Below are 15392 nucleotides of genomic sequence, written 5' to 3' on the forward strand. Positions count from 1 at the left end.
GACGTGACCGACCCGTCGTTCGAGCCTGAAGACCGGCCAGTTACAGTGCATAACAGGCCAAGGCGGCTATCCGTTTTTTTGCAGCGTCTGTGAAAACGCCTGCTCAGGCCTGGCTGATATCCAGCAATCGAGGCATGGCGATCGCCAGATAGTCCTGCGTATCGAGCACCATCGACGCATCCAGCCGCCCCGCGTTGAAGGCTATTTCGGCGTAGCCTGTGGTCAAGGCCGGATCGACGATCAATTGAATCCGCTCATCGAAAACAAAAGGAGGGATGGCGCCGATCCGGCACCCGGTCAGTTCCATGGCGGTTTCGGCCTTCACCAGCTCGGCTTTTTTCCCGCCCAGGGCCGCTCCGACTTTCTTCATGTCCAGCTTTTGGTCGCCTGGCAGTATCACCAGTGCATAGGGGCCGGCCTGACCCTTGAGGGCGCAAAGCATGGCCTTCGCGCCTTGGCCGGGCTCGGTGCCACGGATTTCGGCGACGCGCGCCGACTGGCCCTCGGCATCGTGCATCAACACCCGGTAGGACGCAGAGCGGGCATCGAGTAGTGCCACGAGGCGATCAAACATGGGATGCATGGAGTTTTCCTCTGGTTTACAGGAACAGGTCGTAGGACAGCTTGCTGATCAGAATCACCAGTAACACCAGGAATAGAGCCCGGACAAAGGGCACGCCTTTATGAACCGCCAGCCAGGTGCCGGTGAGCGCGCCCAGGATGTTGAATGCCGCCATGGGGATTGCGATCAGGTAGAGCACGTTACCCGTCGGAATGAAGAATATCAGTGCCGCTACGTTGGTCGCGATGTTCACTAGCTTGGCCGATGCCGAGGCATGGAGAAAGTCGAAGGCGAAGCAGCGGATAAACAGGAAGATCAGGAAGCTGCCAGTGCCGGGACCGAACAGACCATCGTAGAAACCGATGGCGCCGCCGATGACGATCGCCAGCAGTTTTTCCTTGGTACCGATGCGCATGGGTTTGTGCAGGGCGCCGAAATCTTTTTTCCAGAAGGTGTAGATCGCCATCAGCACAATCAACACCAGCACCGCCGGCCGGATCATCGACTGGGGTACGAACGACACCGTGGCGGCTCCGAAGAAGGCCATGACAAAGGCCGCGCAGGCGGCGGGGATCACAAGTCCCCAGTCGATCACCACCTTGCGCACGAAGGACCGGGCCGCGAATGCGGTACCGCAGGCGGCCGCGACCTTATTGGTACCCAGCAGCGCCGCCGGTTGAGCGGTGGGTAGCACGTTGAATAGCGCGGGAATCTGGATCAGTCCGCCGCCGCCCACCGCCGCATCGATCAGGCCGGCGGCGAAGGCGAACACGCAAAGGATGACAATATCGACCATGAAATCAGGCTCTGACTATGTAGGGTTGATGAGGGTCCAGCGGCACCACGCGTGCCGGATCATTGACCCCGAAGACACGCAACATCCAGCGATCACGGCCGTCGTAGCGGGGGGTAAAACCATCCCGGGCATGCAGGGTTTGCTGGTTCTTGAAGATCAGCATGTCCCCTGGTTGCAGCATGATGTGGTGCACGACATCGGGATGATTGGCGGCGGCGGCAAACAGCTGGAGGGCAAACTGCGCAGGGCCGCAGGTCGCTTCGACACTCGCTTTGTTATAGCGGCAATACAAGCCATCGGTTGCGCTTCTGTAGAGCAAGGGGACGTTTTCCAGCACATTCCCCTGCTTGCCGAAGGAGGCCGGTCGGCGAACGGTGAAGTTCGGTCGTGATAGTTCTTCTTCGACGTAGGCCGGCAGAATGGCCAGCACCTCGTCAATGGCGACGATGCGCGTCGGCACCTCGAGCTCGCAGCGCAGGCCGGTCAGGGACAGGTACTCCGGACAGGCCGACAACTGCGAGACGGGTTCGCAGGTCAAAGGCAGGTGAGGGTTGTCGACATGCATGTCCAGATCCGCGCGCGAGCCATAGGAGCTCTTTTCGGTCTCTCGCTTGCGCTTGGGCGATACGTGACGGAACACGGTGTCGGTGCTTTCGCCCTCGTACGCCAGCGGACGGGTTTGCAGAGTGTGCAGCACGGACAAAATAGCCCCGGCCAGAATCGACAGGTTCTCGATACCCGGCTCCAGGTCATAGGGCGTGGCAGGCAGTTGCGGGTCCAGCGGCAGCCCCCTGACGATCATCGCCACGTCACGGGCTTGTGGAAAATTGCGCAGCTGCTGGATTTTCTCGGTGCCCAGGACACTTTCCAGCAACCGCCCCAGGGCCGGCATGTGGCGGATCCCCGAGGCGCTATCGGTCACGTCCAGCGATGCCAGCCCGGCCTGAAGTGTGCGTTGTTCTTCCAGCGACAGATGAATTTGCGGTATCTCCCGTCGGGTCGAAGTCACTGATTTTTTTTCCAGCCTTTCATGAATGACTTCATCAATACACGCTGCGGCTTTCCCGATTACTTCATCCAGCTTCGACACGTCCTTGCGCTCCTGTTTGCACCATCCTTGTGGGTTGAACGGGAAGGTTAACGGAAGGGCCTTTTTTGTGTTGCAATGCCGCGTTGTGAAAAATGCAATGAGGTGGAAAGTGGCATTGAATATGTTGGGGGAACTTGAAGCCTTCGCGACCGTGGCTCGCAAGCGCAGCTTCGTCGCCGCGGCACGGACGCTGGGGCGCTCCCCCAGCGCACTGACCCGTGCCGTTCAAGCCCTGGAGGAAAGTGTGGGGCTCAAGTTGTTCAATCGCTCGTCCAATGCCGTGAGCTTGACCGAAGCGGGCGAATGCTTATTGCCCCACGCGTACAAAATGCTCGATCTGCAACGTGAGGTGGATGAAGACCTGGCCGGTCTCAGCGGCCTGGCCTCCGGCTGGATCCGTTTTTCCGCCCCCGAGGTGCTCGGACACGGGGTATTGCCCCGGTTGATCGCGCAATACTGCGAGCGTTATCCAGACGTTAACATCGATGTGATTTTCACTGATGAGATCATCGACCCGGCCAAGAGCAAGCTGGACTTCTCGATTCGCGGTGCGTTTCCACAATCCAGCGACTTGATCGGCTTTGCGCTCTGGAGTTACTCACGTTACCTGTATGCCAGCCCCGGCTACCTGGAGCGCAACGGCATGCCCGACTCCATCGAGACACTGGAGTCGCATTCGCTGATCCTGCATACGGCGCCGCGGATTCTCAAGGAGTGGAATTTTCGCAGCGAGGAGCAGGCCATCAGCTTTCGGGTTCATCCAAAATTTCGTTTCAGCTCTGGCCTGGCAGTATTCCAGGCAGCCCTGGCGGGCGTCGGGATCGCCCGCCTGGCGGATTGGATGGCGGAACCCGAAGTGGAAACTGGGCGCCTGCTCCGGGTGTGTCCTGAGTACAAGCTCACCTCCAGCAGCGGTGAGAGCCCACAGATGCACGCGGTATACCCGGCCGGAAACTTGCCGCTGCGGGTGAAGGCATTGATGGAGATGATCCGTGGCTTAGGTGAAAGCCTCGAATGTAAACGCGGCTCAGCACCTCTATGAAGACGGCCCTCACGTCGCTGTGAGGGGGATTCATTCAAGCATTCTGAATCGCCCCGGCACCGTAGACATCTCCAGCCTGCCAGGCTACGTTCATTAATGAGGCGTCATGGGAGGAAGATAGAGGGTGTAAGCGCTGACCTTAGATTCCTTGTTCAAACGCTATATTGGGCTCCACTCCAAGTACTCCCGCGGGCAAGCAAAGCGTGTGTTACTCGGCGATTCAGCCATCCAATTTGGTCATGCCAAAATCACAATGGAAGTCACGGAGCAACTGAGTGACTGGCTCTCCCATCAAGCTCACACCAATGCAGTTGCAATCTTTCTGGAACGCCAGGCAAATCCCAGCACCATCAGCAGCCCTAGCCCCGCCACTGCCGCTCCAGCCAGGGAAATCGCCGGATAACCTAGCCCTGCATTGATCACCGCACCGCCCAGTGCCGCACCAATCGCATTGCCGAAGTTAAACGCACCGATGTTCACCGCCGAGGCCAGATTGGGCGCGTCCTTGGCAGCTTCCATGACGCGCATCTGTAGCGGCGGCACCAAGGCGAAACTGGCGATACCCCATATCAGGATGGCAACGGCCGCCGGCAGCGGCCAACGCATCAGTACCGTAAACGCCAGCAACACGAGAATCAGCACGCTCAGCGAAACGATCAGTGTGCGATCTATCGAGCGGTCGGCGGCCTTGCCGCCCCACATGTTGCCCAGTGTCAGGCCCACACCGAACAGAACCAGCATGGCGGTTATGTAGGCGGTGGACGCGTGGGTCTCGCTGCTAAGGATCGGCGCGATGTAGGTGAAGACGGTAAACATTGCGCCCGAGCCGACTACCGTGAGGGCCAACGCGCCCAGCACCGGGCCACGGCCCAGTACGCGAATTTCGGCCATTACACCGACGCCTGGCGGCGCCTTCAGGTTGGGCAGGGCGAACCATAACGCGGCCATGGCGACCACGCCGAGGCCGGTAATGCCCCAGAATGCAGTGCGCCAACCGAACATTTCGCCAAACCAGGCGGCCAGCGGCACACCGCCAATGGTCGCCAGGGTGAGGCCCATAAACATTGCCGCGACCGCTCCGGCACGTTTCTCAGGGGCGACCACGCTGGCAGCAACGATAGAGCCAACGCCAAAGAACGCACCGTGGTTCAGTGAGGTCACCACCCTGGCGATCATGAGGCTGTAGTAATCGGTCGCCAGGGCTGACATCAGATTACCCAGGGTGAAAATCGCCATGAGTCCGATCAGCAGATAGCGCCGGGGGATCCTGCCGGTAGTCAGGGTCATCAGCGGCGCGCCGAGCAGTACACCCAAGGCGTAAGCACTGACCAACAGTCCCGCAGCGGGAATAGAAACGCCGAGATCCGCAGCGATGCCCGGCAACATGCCCATGGGGGCGAACTCGGTAACACCGATGCCAAAGGCACCTATGGCAAGTGCGACAAGTGGTGGATTGATACGCATGGAAGGCTCCTTATCTATGCCGCCAATGCTACGATCCAGCGTTTTAAGGCGGTAGATAGCATTTTTGGCAATCACCTATGCGTAAGGGGCACAAATGGACTTCAACGGCAGATCCGGTGACATGCTCGTGTTCGCCACCGTGGCGCAGGAAGGCAGCCTATCGGCTGCCGCGCGTGCATTAGGGCTCACACCCTCGGCGGTCAGTCGGATCATCGCGCGTACCGAACAGCGCCTTGGCACCCGACTGCTGTTGCGCACCACCCGAGCGATCAGCTTCACTGCCGAGGGCGAGGCTTTCCTGCGCGGCGCCCGGCGTATCCTGGCCGATATGGCCGAGGTGGAAGAAGCCATCGCCGACCAGGGCGTACCCAGGGGCCGATTGCGGGTCAGTGCCGCCCTTGGCCACGGGCGGCTGGCCATCGTTCCCTTGGTGGCGGCATTCAGCGCCCGCCATCCGAACATCTTGGTCGACCTCACCCTCGGCGACGAAGTGGTCGATATTCTCGGCGGCCAGGCCGATGTGGCGGTACGTTTTGGCCATCTGCCCGACAGCCCGCTGACCGCGCGCAGGATCGGCGACACCGGCCAGGTAGTGGTGGCATCGCCCGAGTATCTGCAACGCCACGGCATCCCTCGCGAACCGGAAGACCTGCTACGGCATAACTGCCTGCGCTTCAACTTCCGGCGTGCCGAACCCAACTGGCCGTTCATCCGCGACGCAAGAGAGTTCTCCCTGAAGGTCTGCGGCAACATCGAATGCAGCAGTGGTGAAGCGCTGGCACAACTTGCGCGAGTAGGTGCGGGCATTGCGCGTATCGGCGAGTTCAGCGTGAGCGAGGATCTGCAGCGCGGTGACCTGATACCGCTGCTGGAAGCCTGGAACCCCGGCGACCGGGAACCGATTCATGCGGTGTTCGTAGGCGGCTCGGCAATGCCGGCGCGGGTGCGATTGTTCGTAGACTTCTTGCTGGAGCATCACCGGATGTAAGCGGTGGCGTCAGCTGATTGAACGAACCATTGGAATGGATCAGTGAGAGATTAGGAATGCAGGTGTGCGAAATGACCTAGTCGGCCCGGGCCTCGTTGTTCGCGATCAGTTGATAGGTTCCACCGCGCGCCTCATGCGATAGCGCATAGAACGACGACAGCGACGGCTGATTAACAGTCATTTGCTAGCTGTATTACACGCCTGGCGTGTTCAGCGTCGAACGCCATATTCGTGGCAAATGGGTTTGCGACAACTGCGAAACCTTGATTCAAGAGCCGGTGCCGGCGCAAGTTATCGACAAAGGCATCCCGACTGCCGGGCTGCTGGCTCAGGTGATGATCGTGAAATACGCCGATCATTTGCCGCTGTACCGCCAGGAGCAAATCTTCGGGCGAGCCGGTCTCGCAATTCCTCGATCAACGCTGGCCAGTTGGGTCGGCGCTTGCGGTGTGCAATTGCAGCCACTGGTGGATGCTCTGCGCGACGTCGTGCTTGAGCACAACGTGGTGCATGTCGATGAAACGCCGGTGCAGATGCTCGCACCGGGCGAGAAGAAGACCCATCGTGCTTATGTTTGGGGCTATGCCACGACTGCCTTCGCTGAGATCAGTGCGGTGGTGTACGACTTCAGCCCTGGCCGCTCGGGCGAGTATGCCCGCAACTTCCTCGGCGACTGGAAAGGCAAATTGGTCTGTGATGATTACAGTGGTTACAAAGCCAGTTTTGCACTTGGCGTCACTGAAATCGGTTGCATGACCCACGCCCGCCGAAAGTTTTATGATCTGCACATCACCAATAAAAGCGTGCTCGCCGAGCAAGCGTTGCGGTACATCGCGGCCCTATATGAAATTGAACGCGAAGTCCGCGATTTGGAACCGGATGTCCGGCGACGAATACGTCAGGAAAAAGCAGCGCCCCTGATGGACGCGTTTCATGCCTGGATGACCGCCCAGCGCGAGCTTTTGCATGAAGGTTTGGGGATTACCAAAGCCTTGGATTACAGCCTAAAACGTAGGGCTGCGTTGAGCCGTTATCTGAACGACGGCACGGTGCCCATAGACAACAACCATATCGAGCAGCAAGTTCGACCTTGGGCTCTTGGAAGAAAAAACTGGCTGTTCGCCGCGTCACTACGCAGTGGCCAACGCGCTGCTGCTCTAATGAGTTTGATCCAGTCGGCCAAGCTCAACGGTCACGATGCGTATGCTTATCTGAAGGATGTTCTTACTCGCCTGCCGACGCAGCGGGCGAGTGAGAGTGGGGAGTTGTTGCCGCATCGATGGCAACCGGCTTAGCTGCACAAGACGGCATTTCCGGAAGCTTACAGTGCTTGGGCGTACGCTCAGTGTAAAAATCGAATGGCCTGCATGGGTTCGGGATCTTAGTTTTATGTGGTGCAAACCAAGTTGCCGACTCGTGCAGGCTTCTCCCATAACTCCAACTTCTTAATTTTTCTTAAGAAGAATCGAGGAAGCGGAGGGTCAACCCCTTACTCTGTTCACTCTTCAATCTGATCAAGCAGTACTCCAACCTCACTCATAAAGTCTAAAGCTCGTTCCCTATTAACCCCGATTCGAGTTTCAAACTCAAAAACTTCTATACCATTACATATTTCATTCAGAGCCGCATAAATGAGCAAAAGCTCCTCACGTTCGATACTGATGCTAGTCTGATTAGATACAGATTCAATGATTTTCATTATTCTCACTTCAAATTATCAAAATATGCACGCCCACCGGTAGGACGAAATGCGGTTCCACCATCAACAGCGTTGGGGTTTCTGATAACAACTGTACCACTAGCCTCATCCCAAAAGGCACTTCTTCCTCCACTCAGTTCGCGAGACGACGTAGGCTTGCTAACAACTTCTTTAATATGCTTCGAAAACTCCTCACGTGTAGTTATCCCAAGGTCTTTATATTCTTCTTGATCAACCACATGCTTATCAAATGCATGACCGTCAGCTATTTCTTCAGCAATTTCCTGCGCTCGTTTTCCCGCATTGGCAGCAGCCGTTGCGGAGCTCCCAGTGACTTGGGCATCGGTACCAGCCTCAATAGCTCCGCCTTTCCCGGCGCTTGTGCCCCCTCCAGCTAATGCTTCTCCCTCAGCAGACTCACTGAACATTCCCTTTATTTTTGACAGGAAGCCAACGCTGCCGGCGGCTCCCTCCTCCAAGAAAAACTCTGGGAAGAGGCCAGTCAGTATCAGCAGAGAAATATTTTTCTTGAGCTTGTCAATGTCGGATACCGACTGCTGCATCGACATTCCGTTGTCATCAGACTGATCCGTAGGATCAAGGTGGAACCCTTGGTCATTGTACTTCTCCGCCGTCCCACCAATCAGGCTGCCCGTCGCTGGATTTCCACCCGCCACACCGGCCGCAATCAATCCAATGATCTGCGCTGTGCCGATTTTCAGTTGGCTTCCTGCGGCGCTCAAGTCAGTCGCATCAAAGCGGGAGCTGACGAACTCTGACAGTAGACCATTCGCAATAGGCGTCAGGCCCTCAGCCACACCGCCTGCGATGGCTCCGCTGGCAAAACTATCACCGCGAGCCTTGGCGATCAAACCGCCCAACGCCGCATGCAGGATCAGCTTCTCAGCAATCTTAGGCGCTACTTCCAGGCCCGCCGCCAAATCACCAATTGCCTTGTTACCTAAAGCGGCGCCAAGATCGATGCCCTCACCGATCAACGCATCTCCTAGGTTCGAGCCAAAACTTCCACCATTGATAGCAGTAGACACACCACTATTGATCAGGGCATGAGTGCCGCTGCGCAATAGGGTATCCGCCCAGTTTTCCGGGCTGAGCATACTGGAAGCATAACCTGGGTTCTGCAACGGCCCAGTGCTGATGACTTTCGATCCACCATTCGCCGCTCCGCTAGTGCCGGAAAACCATTTGGTGTCTGCATAATCGATAAGACCTGCCGTAACACCTGCGATAGCAGCATTTTTCAGGCTACTGCCGCTGAAAGTATCCTTGAGCGCGATACCCAGGTTGCCCTTGTTGGAAATCGTACTGTTGATTGCTGTGCTGGATAGACTGACAGCCACTGCTGCCTGCATAGGACTAAGCCCAAGACCTGCTGGCCCCATTACCAGAGATAGAGCGATGGCAAGGATTACCTGAGCACCAGCTCCCAGCCCGGAATGGCTGTACTTGAAGGACTCGTGCACCTCCTTGACCATGCGCCAGTCCACGTCACCGCGCTTCTCTGCCTCCTTCATCCACGCAAGAGCTGGATCGGCCTTGACCATCGCATCAATGGCCTGGCTAACGGTTTCCTGATCGACCTGTTTCACGTCAATGTGTAGGCCTTCAACAGCATTGATCACCAGTTCTCCCTTCGCGGTGATCTGGCTCTGACGCAATGTTTCATCGGTCGCGCTTTTGGTCGACATCGATGTCCAAGCCAGGCTAGTACTGCTCTTCTCGTGGCTCTCCTGATGCAGATCCTTGACTGCCTCGAAGGTCACTGAACCGCCACTGTTGATAATCAGGTCTTCGCCGCTGTTGAGCTTCGCTGCCTGATAGCGCTGGTTTCCACCGCTGGCGAGCACCATGTCGCCGCCAGAGGTGATCTGACTACTGATATTGGTAACTTGCGTGACTTCGTCACGCTTGGTTTTCTTGGCGCCGAAAGAGCCTTTGCTCTTTTCATCGTAAAGGGAGTAATCACTGTTCTGAGCGGCGAAAACTCCAAGTTTGTTACCCGCTGCGAGATACGCTTCCTTGCCAGCAGTAATGCTGCTGGAGATCACCGCCATGTCTTTACCGGCCGTCACGGCCACATTCCCACCAGCGCTTATACTGCTCGCGACCTGCCGGACGTGGTCCTCCTGAATCGTCAGCTTTTTACTTTTGAAGAGAAAATGGTTTTCATCTGCGGCTGAAGCAATAGTTACGTCACCCGCCCCGACCATGGCGATATCCCGCTCAGCATCGATGTCGCCCGCAACAACCGTAACATCGCGGCCAGCCTGAACCGAAACGTCCCTCCCGGCACTGATACTGGCGCTGTACTGAGTAGTGCTGCTGCTGTTGCGGTTGACGCCGCGACCCAGACTATTGGTGGCCTGCGCGGAAGCGATGTTCACGTCCCGACTGGCGCCCAAGATCACGTCACGCCCACTTTGCAGTGCGCCACCGATGTTATTGATATCTCGCCCCGCCGAAATATTCAGGTCGTTGGCCGACTCGACGCGAGCCGCGCTGTCGACGTAATCGTTACGAACCTGATCTTTTCCGTAAGCAATCTGCGACGAAGTCACCGTGCGCTCGTTTGTTACATCGCCTGTAAGCGCCGTTAACGCCACATCCTTACCGGCGATAACGCCGCCCGCCTTGTTGGTGAGGTCCTTGCTGGCCAACAGATCCAATCGACCACCCGCCTGCACCAGCCCGCTGCTGACCATGTCCTGGCCAGCAACGGCAGACAGGTTATTGGTGGCTTTTAATGTACCGGCATTGGTCAGGTTCTTGCCGGCGATCATCGTCACATCGGTGCCTTGAATCAGCGCCCCATTAGGTGCCAGCCGATTATTGGCCTGCGCCATGTACAACACCGGCACCAGCACCTTCTCGCCATTAACCTCATGTTCTTCAAGCCAGACTATGTCGTGAGTCAGCGCCGCGACCTGTTGCGACGTCAGGGTCACACCAACTGCGAGATTGAGTTCATTCTTACTCGCGATCGCGTTGTTCATCAGGTACTTGAACTGATCCTCATTGGAGGTCTGGCCATCGATGAAGGCTTGGCCGGTGCGAGCGACCACAGCTTGCTGTACCAAGCGTTGTTCGTAGAGCCCGTCACCGAGGCGCTTGGCGCTGGTATCGGGGTCGTAGCCAAGGCGTGTGAGCAAGTAGTCCGAACTCATGAATTGCTTGAGGTCGGTGAGTGCGGGGTTGGTTTCGATCAGGTACTTCGGCGGCTTGACCGCCGTCACGCTGTTAGGGAGGCCTTGCACGCCCACGATTTGGCTGACGGCCGCACCCGAGGTGTCCTGGGCGTTTAGTCGGAACAAGCCGTTTTGACCCGTCGGCAGGCTGAAACCCGGCAACGCAGTTGGGTCAACTTGCAGTTCTGCCAGGTCCGGCGGCAACTGGCGGTTGAGCAAGACGGTTGAAGGTTGGGTCACGCTGAAAACGCTGGTGTTCACTGACCGCTCCTCAACGGCCGTCGTGGTTTTCTGAACCACCAGATTGCTGATGTCGTTACTTGCTGAGACTTTGGAGGCGCCGCCAGCCTGGATGATGGCCGGTGCAGCCGCTTTGCCATCGGCCTGTACCGTCACAGGGTCGTTGATGCCATAAAACAAGGAAGGATCAAACTTCGCGACCAGTTGGCCAAACGCCACGGGATCAAACGGCCCCGAACTCGGATGCTGGTTGTTGTAGGTGCGTACATCGCTCATCAACCGGTAAAAGTCACTCCCCGAAACCCAGTTGCCGGCGCCCACCTCGTGACCGGATGTGCCCGATGCGGAAAGAGCCGCCTGGTTGGTGATGTTGGTGCTGGTGATGGATAGGTCGTTTGCCGCCGACAGCAGGCTGTATTGGTTGAGGACGCTTGTGCTGTTAACCGTGAGGTTGTGCCCAGACACAAATGTGGCCATGGGTGAGTCAACGCTCACGGTGCTTTCAACTGTTTTGTAAATGAATACCGGGCCACGCACACGTGGGCTTTGAGGGCCGTCACAGTGTTGTACGCAGGACATGGTCATGAAGCCGCCTACGACCACCTGCTCCATGCTGAATTTGTCGCGCTGGTTAGCGAAGTTTGCGGCGTCGACGTTGATGTCGCCGCCGGCCTCGATGCTGCCGGAGCGGTTTTCCAGGCGTTGGGCTGAGCTGCCTGGCGCTCTGCCTGTGACGATAAGATTGCCAATGCTGTAGATGTCGGCGTAGCGGTTTTTGATGCTGTTCGCCTGGAGGCTCATATTCCGACCGCTGAATATGAAGCCGCGGCTGCCGTCTTCGGCCTGATCGTTAAGGAGTGTCTCAGCGTTGATGACCAGGTCTTGCGAGGCCGCCAGGGCCCCGTAGTTGGCGAGGCCCGTGGCAGTCACGGTCATATCGCTGCCAGAGGTCAATCGGCCGTAGTTATTCAACTGGCCGATGACATTGATATCGGTTTTACCGCCGCCCGTGATACTGGCGGTAGCGCCGAGGTCCAGCTGAGAGGCAGCCACTTTCAGCTCGGCCAGGCTGCTCATCCGGCCGCTGCCCGAGTAGCCACCGGTCAACTTCAGGCCCAGCGTCCCGTCGCTGCCGATCACGCCGTCATTGACCCAGGTGTCGCCTGTACCGACAAACGCCGTCGACGCCAACAATTGCCCGGTAGCGGTTTGTGTGAAGTCCTTAATGTTGACGTTGAGCGTGCCGGCCTGAATGACCCCGCTGTTGGTCCAGCTTTCGGCATCCAGAGTCAGGTCACCGCCCGTGGTGAAGCTGCCGCCGGCGTTCATTACATCGCTGCTGGCCACACCAAAGTTGCCTTTGCCGGCATGCACGATGCTACCGCCAGTGTTCAGCAAACTGCCGGTCGTGAGGTTGATATCGTTGTTTGCCGTCTCCAGCATGCCGCTCTGGTTATTCAGCCGCCCACCAATCTGGAAGCGGGTGATGCCACTGTTGCCGAGTGCGCGCAGTTTGCCGGTCTGGTTGTCGATGCTGGCCGCTGTGATCGTTAGGGTACTGTCGCTTTCGATAATGCCGAGTCGGTTGTTCAAATCACCGTCGAGGGTCAGGTCGATTATCTGGCCGGAGATTTGGCCACCTTTATCGCCGCTGTTGTCGAAGTTGTTGCCGGTGACGATCACGCCCTGCTTTGCATAGAGCCCACCCTTGCGGTTATCGAAGTCAGCAGTTCGGGTGTCGATCAGCGCGTCACCATCTTGTGCAGCGATGCGTCCGCCGTTGCTGTTGATACCTGCCAGCGCGCGCAAATCAAGCGCGCTCGCCTGGACCGTGCCGCCTTTGCCGTCGAGGTCGTAACCGTTCTTGAGTACGCCAACAAGGCGTGCGGTGAAGGCGTTTTTCAGGCTGGACAGCGTGCCGCCACGGTTATCCACGTTGTCGGCGGTAACGCTCAGTTCGCCGTCCTGGGCGATGATTTTGCCGTCGAGGTTGTCGACATCACCTTTGGTTTCAAGCACCAGCGTCGTTTGGCTTTGCAGCGTGCCGTTGCTGTTCTCCACGCTGGCGACATGCAGGTTGAGGTTTGCGTTCTTGCTGTAGATCAGACCGTCGTTGTCATTCTGCACCTTGCCGGTGGCCGTCAACAGAAGCTGACCGTTGGCGGCGACTGTGCCGCCGTTACGGTTGTCCAGGCCACCGATAAGCAGCGTCATCATGCTCTGGCTGGCGAGCTGACCGCCCTGGTTATCGACCTGATCGGCTCGCTTGAGCAGCAGGTCTCCCACACTGGCGACTGTGCCCTTGGTGTTGGTCAGGGTGCCCAGCAGATCAAGGGTGGCCTCTGCGTTGGTCGCGATGCTGCCGGCAGTGTTGTCCACATCGGTACCGGTGACGGTCAGGCCGAGTTGGGAGCTGATGGCGCCGCTGACGTTGCGCAGCGTCATGGCGGCGGCGACCAGCGTCTCTGCGCTGTCCATCTGGCCCTTGTCGCTGTTATCCAACACACCGTTGACGGTGAGCGTCTGTCCTGCTCCGCTGGACAGGCTACCCTGCCGGTTATCGATGTTGTCCGCACTGACCATCAGCGCTTTTTGGCTAACCAGCGCGCCTGCGTTGCTGTTGTCCAGATCGCCGCTGAGCTTGACGCTGACTTCGCCGTTGAGGCTGGAGAGCTTGCCGTGGTTGCTGTTGTCGAGCTTGCCGCCTTTGACTTCAAGGCCCTGCAACCCAGAGATCAGGCCCAGTTGGTTAAGCACCTGATCGGCTTTGATAGTGAGCGTTTGCTCGCCGATCAAGCTGCCGTTGTCGCTGTTGTTGAGTCTGCCGCCAGTCAGCCGGATACTTACCTTGCTGGCGATTGCACCGCCGCGGTTATCCAGGTCTGCGCTGACAATGCGCAAGTCGCCCTGGCTATAAATTTTGCCTTGGGCATTGAGGAGATTATCTGCGTTGATGCGGGCCTTATCAGCGCTGAGCACCTTGCCGCCATTGCGGTTATCCAGCGTACCTGCGGTAATTTTCGCGAGACGTTGCGCGCTGACAATACCGCCGATGTTATCCAGGGCTTGATCCACCGAAACACGCACGTCATGGCTGGCAACCACACTGCCGTTGTTATGCATGTCCTGGGCGCGGATCTTGATATCGCCCGTGGTATTGCGGGTGTTGTCGTCGTTGACGCCCGCTTCGATGATCGCGTTGTTGGTCAACCGCCCCTGGGTACGAAGCACGATCTGGTCACGAGCCGCGATGTTTTGCTGGATACTCAGCGCATCGCGGGCCTGCAAGTTCACGCTACTGCCGTAAACCGTGCCCTGCATATCGGTACTGGCAGCTTTGACGGTCACTGCGTCAGTGGCAGCGAGTTGCGCAACGGTCAGGTCGCCATTGGCGGCGATCTGAATATCGCCCGCGCTGGCGGCCATTTTCCCGTCAAGCTTTACCCCGACCCCAGCTTCACTGCTGACCAGCTTGATCGCCCCGGCATACATCCCACCCAGGGACGAAGAGTCGATCGCCAGTTGCGGTGCAGTCGCCGGGTCGGCGGCACGCGCGGTGGCCTTGAGCGTCTTGGCGTCAACGTCATTAGCGCCGGCAATGATCGTCAGGTTCTTGGCCTGGATCTCCGCATTGAGCTTGGCCGAGCGGGTGATGATTTCGAAGCGATCGATGTTGTTGGCATTAAGGCCCGCACCTTCGATGGCGACGCTGCCTCCGTCGACTTGGTAACGATTGACCTGGCCGTTTTCGATCACTGCTTTACCGGTGGTCAACGTGGCTTGCGGGGTATTGATAAAACCGCAGCCATTGCAGGTGATGCCATACGGGTTGGCCACGATCACGTGGGCCGACTGCCCAGCCACCTCGGTGTACCCGCGCAACTGACTCGGACTGCCGCCGTTGACCTCGTTGAGGATCACGCTGGCTGCTGTGCCGTTGAGGTTCTGGTTGCCGAGGATAATCCCGCCCAACTGGGTCGACTGGGTGCGGCTGGTGGCGTTGTTGAGGATGACGCCCTGCTGGCCGACGTTGTAATCCTGGAACTGGTTATGGGACAACCCGCTGCCATTGGGCGCCGCGATATTGACGATGGGTACGCCATTGCCCGCCTGGCCCAGCGTAGTCCCCGGCGCGCTGACCACAATCCCATCCGCCTGCGCCAGCAACGGCTGCCAGAACATCGCGTTGGCCAGGATCAACGCCAAGCCGCGCTTGGGCAGTCCCAGGAAAGTGGAGCGCGTTTTCAAGGCCGCAGAAGGTTGGCGCGCAAGAAAGGCGAACTGGCGAACGTCCATGTGATGTCT

8 protein-coding genes and 1 pseudogene are annotated in these 15392 nt (G+C 58.2%); 3 read left to right on the top strand and 6 right to left on the bottom strand.

What is annotated here, in order from left to right:
• Window positions 1-103: 103 nt before the first annotated feature.
• Genes F6S08_RS21595 through F6S08_RS21605 form a run of 3 tightly spaced genes read right to left on the bottom strand, consistent with a single transcriptional unit; the run spans window position 104 to window position 2448 of the window.
• Complete coding sequence (locus tag F6S08_RS21595) at window positions 104-583, bottom strand: YbaK/prolyl-tRNA synthetase associated domain-containing protein (protein WP_027603983.1); 480 nt, start codon at window positions 581-583, stop codon at window positions 104-106.
• Window positions 584-599: 16 nt separating this feature from the next.
• Window positions 600-1358 (bottom strand): sulfite exporter TauE/SafE family protein, encoded by a 759-nt coding sequence (locus F6S08_RS21600; RefSeq protein WP_027603982.1) that lies wholly within the window; start codon window positions 1356-1358, stop codon window positions 600-602.
• 4 nt (window positions 1359-1362) lie between these two features.
• Window positions 1363-2448 carry a TauD/TfdA family dioxygenase gene (locus F6S08_RS21605; protein ID WP_315872330.1) on the bottom strand — a complete coding sequence of 362 codons (1086 nt, stop codon included), beginning with the start codon at window positions 2446-2448 and terminating at the stop codon, window positions 1363-1365.
• Between the two features lie 109 nt (window positions 2449-2557).
• Between F6S08_RS21605 and F6S08_RS21610 the strand changes: the two genes are divergently transcribed.
• Window positions 2558-3490, top strand: coding sequence for a LysR family transcriptional regulator (locus F6S08_RS21610; protein ID WP_065947611.1), 933 nt, complete (start codon window positions 2558-2560; stop codon window positions 3488-3490).
• A gap of 297 nt (window positions 3491-3787) precedes the next feature.
• Here the strand turns inward: F6S08_RS21610 and F6S08_RS21615 are convergent, their stop codons facing one another.
• Window positions 3788-4954, bottom strand: coding sequence for an MFS transporter (locus tag F6S08_RS21615; protein ID WP_027603979.1), 1167 nt, complete (start codon window positions 4952-4954; stop codon window positions 3788-3790).
• 94 nt (window positions 4955-5048) lie between these two features.
• On the opposite strand from F6S08_RS21615, the gene F6S08_RS21620 reads away from it, so the two are divergent.
• Together F6S08_RS21620 and tnpC are read left to right on the top strand one after the other, a co-directional pair.
• Complete coding sequence (locus F6S08_RS21620) at window positions 5049-5942, top strand: LysR family transcriptional regulator (RefSeq protein WP_027603978.1); 894 nt, start codon at window positions 5049-5051, stop codon at window positions 5940-5942.
• A gap of 188 nt (window positions 5943-6130) precedes the next feature.
• Window positions 6131-7237: pseudogene (gene tnpC, locus F6S08_RS21625) on the top strand (IS66 family transposase); the annotation flags it as partial.
• A 203-nt stretch (window positions 7238-7440) separates the two neighbouring features.
• On the opposite strand, the gene F6S08_RS21630 reads toward tnpC, so the two are convergent.
• Together F6S08_RS21630 and F6S08_RS21635 are read right to left on the bottom strand one after the other, a co-directional pair.
• The gene (locus tag F6S08_RS21630) at window positions 7441-7641 is read right to left on the bottom strand and encodes a hypothetical protein (protein ID WP_065923907.1); all 201 of its coding nucleotides are present in this window, start codon (window positions 7639-7641) and stop codon (window positions 7441-7443) included.
• 5 nt (window positions 7642-7646) lie between these two features.
• Window positions 7647-15383, bottom strand: a complete 7737-nt coding sequence (locus F6S08_RS21635) for a DUF637 domain-containing protein (protein WP_137212744.1) — start codon at window positions 15381-15383, stop codon at window positions 7647-7649.
• Window positions 15384-15392: the final 9 nt, after the last annotated feature.

Origin of the sequence: Pseudomonas sp. JV449, assembly GCF_032424295.1 — a bacterium.
GTDB classification, from domain to species: Bacteria; Pseudomonadota; Gammaproteobacteria; order Pseudomonadales; family Pseudomonadaceae; genus Aquipseudomonas; species Aquipseudomonas marginalis.

Excerpts from the sequence above, each read along its gene's own strand:
- F6S08_RS21600 (WP_027603982.1), bottom strand. The coding sequence starts at position 1,358 with ATGGTCGATATTGTCATCCTTTGCGTGTTCGCCTTCGCCGCCGGCCTG.
- F6S08_RS21595 (WP_027603983.1), bottom strand. The coding sequence starts at position 583 with ATGCATCCCATGTTTGATCGCCTCGTGGCACTACTCGATGCCCGCTCT.
- F6S08_RS21630 (WP_065923907.1), bottom strand. The coding sequence starts at position 7,641 with ATGAAAATCATTGAATCTGTATCTAATCAGACTAGCATCAGTATCGAA.
- F6S08_RS21620 (WP_027603978.1), top strand. The coding sequence starts at position 5,049 with ATGGACTTCAACGGCAGATCCGGTGACATGCTCGTGTTCGCCACCGTG.
- F6S08_RS21635 (WP_137212744.1), bottom strand. The coding sequence starts at position 15,383 with ATGGACGTTCGCCAGTTCGCCTTTCTTGCGCGCCAACCTTCTGCGGCC.
- F6S08_RS21615 (WP_027603979.1), bottom strand. The coding sequence starts at position 4,954 with ATGCGTATCAATCCACCACTTGTCGCACTTGCCATAGGTGCCTTTGGC.